Source organism: Streptococcus sp. A12, assembly GCF_905372335.1.
Classification (GTDB): domain Bacteria; phylum Bacillota; class Bacilli; order Lactobacillales; family Streptococcaceae; genus Streptococcus.
In genome coordinates, this window is the sequence record NZ_CAJPOU010000090.1 from 1 (window position 1) to 4,017 (window position 4,017).

A 4,017-nucleotide genomic window follows, 5' to 3' on the forward strand; every position below is an offset into this window, starting at 1 on the left:
TCTACGATGCCACCATGGGATCAGGCTCCCTCTTGCTCAATGCCAAGAAGTATTCCCACCAGCCTCAAACGGTCCAGTACTTTGGTCAGGAGCTCAATACCTCTACCTATAACCTGGCTCGGATGAACATGATCCTACACGGGGTTCCGGTGGAAAACCAGTTCTTGCACAATGCGGATACGTTGGACGAAGACTGGCCGACCCAAGAGCCGACCAACTTTGATGGGGTCCTTATGAACCCACCATACTCAGCTAAGTGGTCTGCAAGCTCCGGCTTCCTTCAAGATCCTCGCTTCTCCCCATTTGGTAAGCTCGCTCCTCAGTCCAAGGCAGACTTTGCCTTTCTCTTGCACGGTTATTACCACCTCAAGCAGGACAAGGGAGTCATGGCCATCGTCCTTCCTCACGGGGTCCTTTTCCGAGGCAATGCTGAAGGAACCATTCGCAAGGCCTTGCTGGAAGAAGGAGCCATTGATACCGTGATCGGTCTTCCTGCCAATATCTTCTTTAATACTAGCATCCCAACGACGGTCATCATTCTCAAGAAGAACCGGACCAATCGGGACGTTTACTTTATCGATGCTTCTAAGGAATTTGACAAGGGCAAGAACCAAAATATTATGACGGATGCCCATATCGAGAAGATCCTCAAGGCCTATAAGAGCAGAGAGGACATGGATAAGTTTGCCCATCTGGCTAGCTTTGAGGAAATCGTCGAGAATGACTACAACCTCAATATCCCACGCTATGTGGACACCTTTGAGGAAGAAGAAGTGGAGCCACTGACAGAGATCGTGGCCAAGATCAACCAAACCAACACGACGATTGAGACCCAGACAGCTTCTCTTCTAGATATGCTTAGCCAGCTTCATGGAACGACACCAGAAGCCGATGCCGAACTCAAGAAATTTGTCCAAGAGTTTAAGGGGTAGTTCTTAATACATTTAACAGTCAATTCCCTCCTTAGTTTTCTAAGGAGGGTTTTCTGTCGAGTTGTTTTTCTTGCTTCCTTGGAAAAAGAGCGTATAATGATGTAATATAAAAAATTACAACATAACTAAACCGAAAAGGAGACACCTATGACCTACGCCTACAATAGCAAGATATATTTGGCAGAAGCAGTCCTCAATGTGAAGGATCTGGCCCGTCAGACCGCTTTTTACACCCAGATTCTGGGTTTGGAGATTTTGTCTCAGACTGAGGAAAAAGTCCTTCTTGGGGCTGGAGGCAAGCCCTTGGTCCACCTGATCCAAACGGATCGGACTGAGTCTGTTAAGGCTAGCTACGGTCTCTATCACATGGCCATTCTCCTACCTAGTCGGGAGGACTTGGCGGATGTCTTCAAGCATATGGCTGAGTTGAATGTTCCCTTTGACGGAGCTGCGGACCATGGCTACAGCGAAGCTCTCTATCTTGAAGATCCAGAGGGCAACGGTATTGAGCTCTACCGGGATAAGCCAGTGGCGGAGTGGGATATCCGTGAGGATGGTCGTATCATCGGTGTGACGGAGGAGCTCTCTGCCCAAGAGATCTATGAAATGGGCCGCAAGGTAGAGCCCTTCCAGATAGCGTCCGATACCCGCATGGGGCATATCCACCTCTCTGTGAGAGATAGCCAAGCAGCGTCAGCCTTTTATCAGAAGGTGCTAGACCTGTCAGATAAGTTTACTATTCCATCAGCCAGCTGGATCGCTTCTGGAAACTACCATCATCACCTGGCAGTCAATGAGTGGGGTGGTAAGCACTTGGCCAAACGTGAAGCCCAGCTTCCTGGCCTAGCCTATTACGTCGTCCACGTAGAAAAGAAAGAAGACCTGGTTGCCATCGCAGAGCGAGCAAAAGAGCAGGAGGCACCTGTCACCTGGTTGACCTCTAGTGAGCTCGAGTTCACAGACCCAGATGGGATTGTGACCCGTGTCAGAAAGGGTTAGAAAGCTTTATAAAATTGGATTTTTGAGAGGAAAAGCAAAAATAGTAAAAATTAGTGATATTTCGAGATGTAATTCTTGACATTACATCTGAGTCGTGTACAATAGTACTTGTAATAAATAAACTTACAACAGAAAGAGGAAACATCTATGAAAAACATTTTATTTATCGTCGGATCTCTTCGTCAAGGATCTTTCAACCACCAAATGGCTCAGAAAGCAGAAAGCCTTCTTGAAGGAAAAGCAACTGTGACTTACTTGGACTACAAGGACATCCCAATGATGAACCAAGATTTGGAAACACCGACTTTGCCAGCAGTGCAAGCGGCGCGTGATGCAGTCCTTGCGGCAGATGCCATCTGGATCTTCTCACCAGTCTATAACTTTGCCATTCCAGGTGTAGTGAAAAACTTGATTGACTGGCTCAGCCGTGCCCTTGACCTATCAGAAACTAGTGGCCCATCTGCCCTTCAAGATAAGATCGTAACAGTATCTTCAGTCGCTAATGCAGGACACGAGCCAATGTTTGCAGCCTACCAAGCCCTCTTACCATTCGTTCGTACCCAAGTAGTGGGAGACTTCACAGGAACAACCGTTAACCCAGAAGCCTGGGCAACAGGTGAATTGGTCTTGACAGATGAAGCAGTCGCAGGATTGGAAAAACAAGCCCAAGCTTTATTGGAAGCATAATAAAATAGAGTGGGACAGAAATCGGTCATTCGTTAGAATTCGATTTCTGTCCCACTCTATTTTTAAATACTAAACAATTGTCCGAAGAGATAGGTAACACCCATGGTAAGTAGTCCAATGACCAAGTTACGAATCATGGCTTGCTTGGTAGGGGCTTTTCCGAGCTTGGCACTGGTGTAGCCAGTAAAGAGAAGGGAAAGGGCTACGATGATCACCGTTGCGGGGATTCGGATTTCTTTGGGAAAGAGAAGAATGGACAGCATAGGAGGAAGAGATCCGAGGACAAAGGCAACGAAGCTAGAGATAGCCGCATGCCATGGGTTGGTAAACTCTTCAAACTCCAGGCCATACTTTTCTTCCACCAAGGCCTTGAGAGGGTGTTTGAGAAAGGCCCGCTCGGTCATGATTTGAGCAGCTGTTTCACATTCTCCATTTTGAATATAGGCAGCATAGAGGGAGTCGCGTGCAGCTTTTGGATCGCGGTCCAGAAGGGCTTGTTCTCGGCTCACAGCGGCTTCTTCTGTATCCTTTTGGGTCGATACAGACACATATTCACCACCCGCCATAGAGAAGGCGCCAGCCAGAATAGCAGAAAGGCCGGATAGGAAGATGATCCAGAGGTTGCTGGTCGCACTGGCAACCCCAATGACAACTCCAGCGATTGAGATAATGCCATCATTGGCACCGAGCACTCCAGCCCGTAAGATATTTAAGCGGTCGTTAAAAGAGGCATCAACCCCGTGTTTTGTTTCAGTCATACTTGTCTCCTTGCAGCTTATTTAGAATGATTATAATTAAATACAGCTAAGTTTGCAAGTCTTTTATCTCAAATGATAAAAGTCCGACAATTTAAGAAATGGTCATGGATGGTAGAAGTTCTATCTCATCTTGAAAAATATAGCGCCAGCAGAAGGAACTAAGATATTATAATGCTTTGACAATCGAAATAATTTTAGATATAATTCTATAAATGAATTATGAATAGGAGTCAACCATGAAAAAATTAGTCGCAAGCGGTATTACCCTTCTCTCGGTCTTGACCTTGGTCGCATGTTCGGGAAATCAAACTGCAAAACCAAAGGCTTCTTCAGAGAAGTCTTCAAGCAAGGTGGAGAAATCTTCTTCTAAGAAGTCTTCCTCATCTAAGAAGAAATCATCTTCATCAAAGAAATTTGAATTGACAGATGATACAAGTAGCTCTTCTAGTCAGTCTACTTCAGGCTCTGGTGCTCAAGCAACAGCTCCAGAAGTTGTTTTGGTAACAGATCAAGAAATTGAAAATGCGAAAACGCTTGGAGAAATCAAGGCGCTTTATGCTAAACTAGCTGAAAATTATAAGAAGCATGCCAATGAATTGGGAGAAAAGTTGCCAAAATCTGAACAAGAATCTTACTTCAAG

The 4,017-nt window shown here is 45.8% G+C and carries 5 protein-coding genes; 4 read left to right on the plus strand and 1 reads right to left on the minus strand.

The window, feature by feature from the left end:
- The 3 genes from QZ158_RS07945 to QZ158_RS07955 form a co-directional block, all read left to right on the plus strand.
- A partial coding sequence (locus tag QZ158_RS07945) for a type I restriction-modification system subunit M (protein ID WP_293887410.1) occupies positions 1-932 on the plus strand: 932 nt, incomplete at its 5' end.
- Between the two features lie 147 nt (positions 933-1,079).
- The gene (locus QZ158_RS07950; RefSeq protein WP_293887412.1) at positions 1,080-1,931 is read left to right on the plus strand and encodes a VOC family protein; all 852 of its coding nucleotides are present in this window, start codon (positions 1,080-1,082) and stop codon (positions 1,929-1,931) included.
- A gap of 147 nt (positions 1,932-2,078) precedes the next feature.
- Complete coding sequence (locus QZ158_RS07955) at positions 2,079-2,618, plus strand: NADPH-dependent FMN reductase (protein WP_156676581.1); 540 nt, start codon at positions 2,079-2,081, stop codon at positions 2,616-2,618.
- Positions 2,619-2,680: 62 nt separating this feature from the next.
- On the opposite strand, the gene QZ158_RS07960 is transcribed toward QZ158_RS07955, so the two are convergent.
- The gene (locus QZ158_RS07960) at positions 2,681-3,376 is read right to left on the minus strand and encodes a VIT family protein (RefSeq protein ID WP_156676580.1); all 696 of its coding nucleotides are present in this window, start codon (positions 3,374-3,376) and stop codon (positions 2,681-2,683) included.
- 236 nt (positions 3,377-3,612) lie between these two features.
- Here QZ158_RS07960 and QZ158_RS07965 point away from each other — a divergent pair.
- The coding region (locus QZ158_RS07965) for a hypothetical protein (protein ID WP_293887416.1) at positions 3,613-4,017 on the plus strand (405 nt) is incomplete at its 3' end.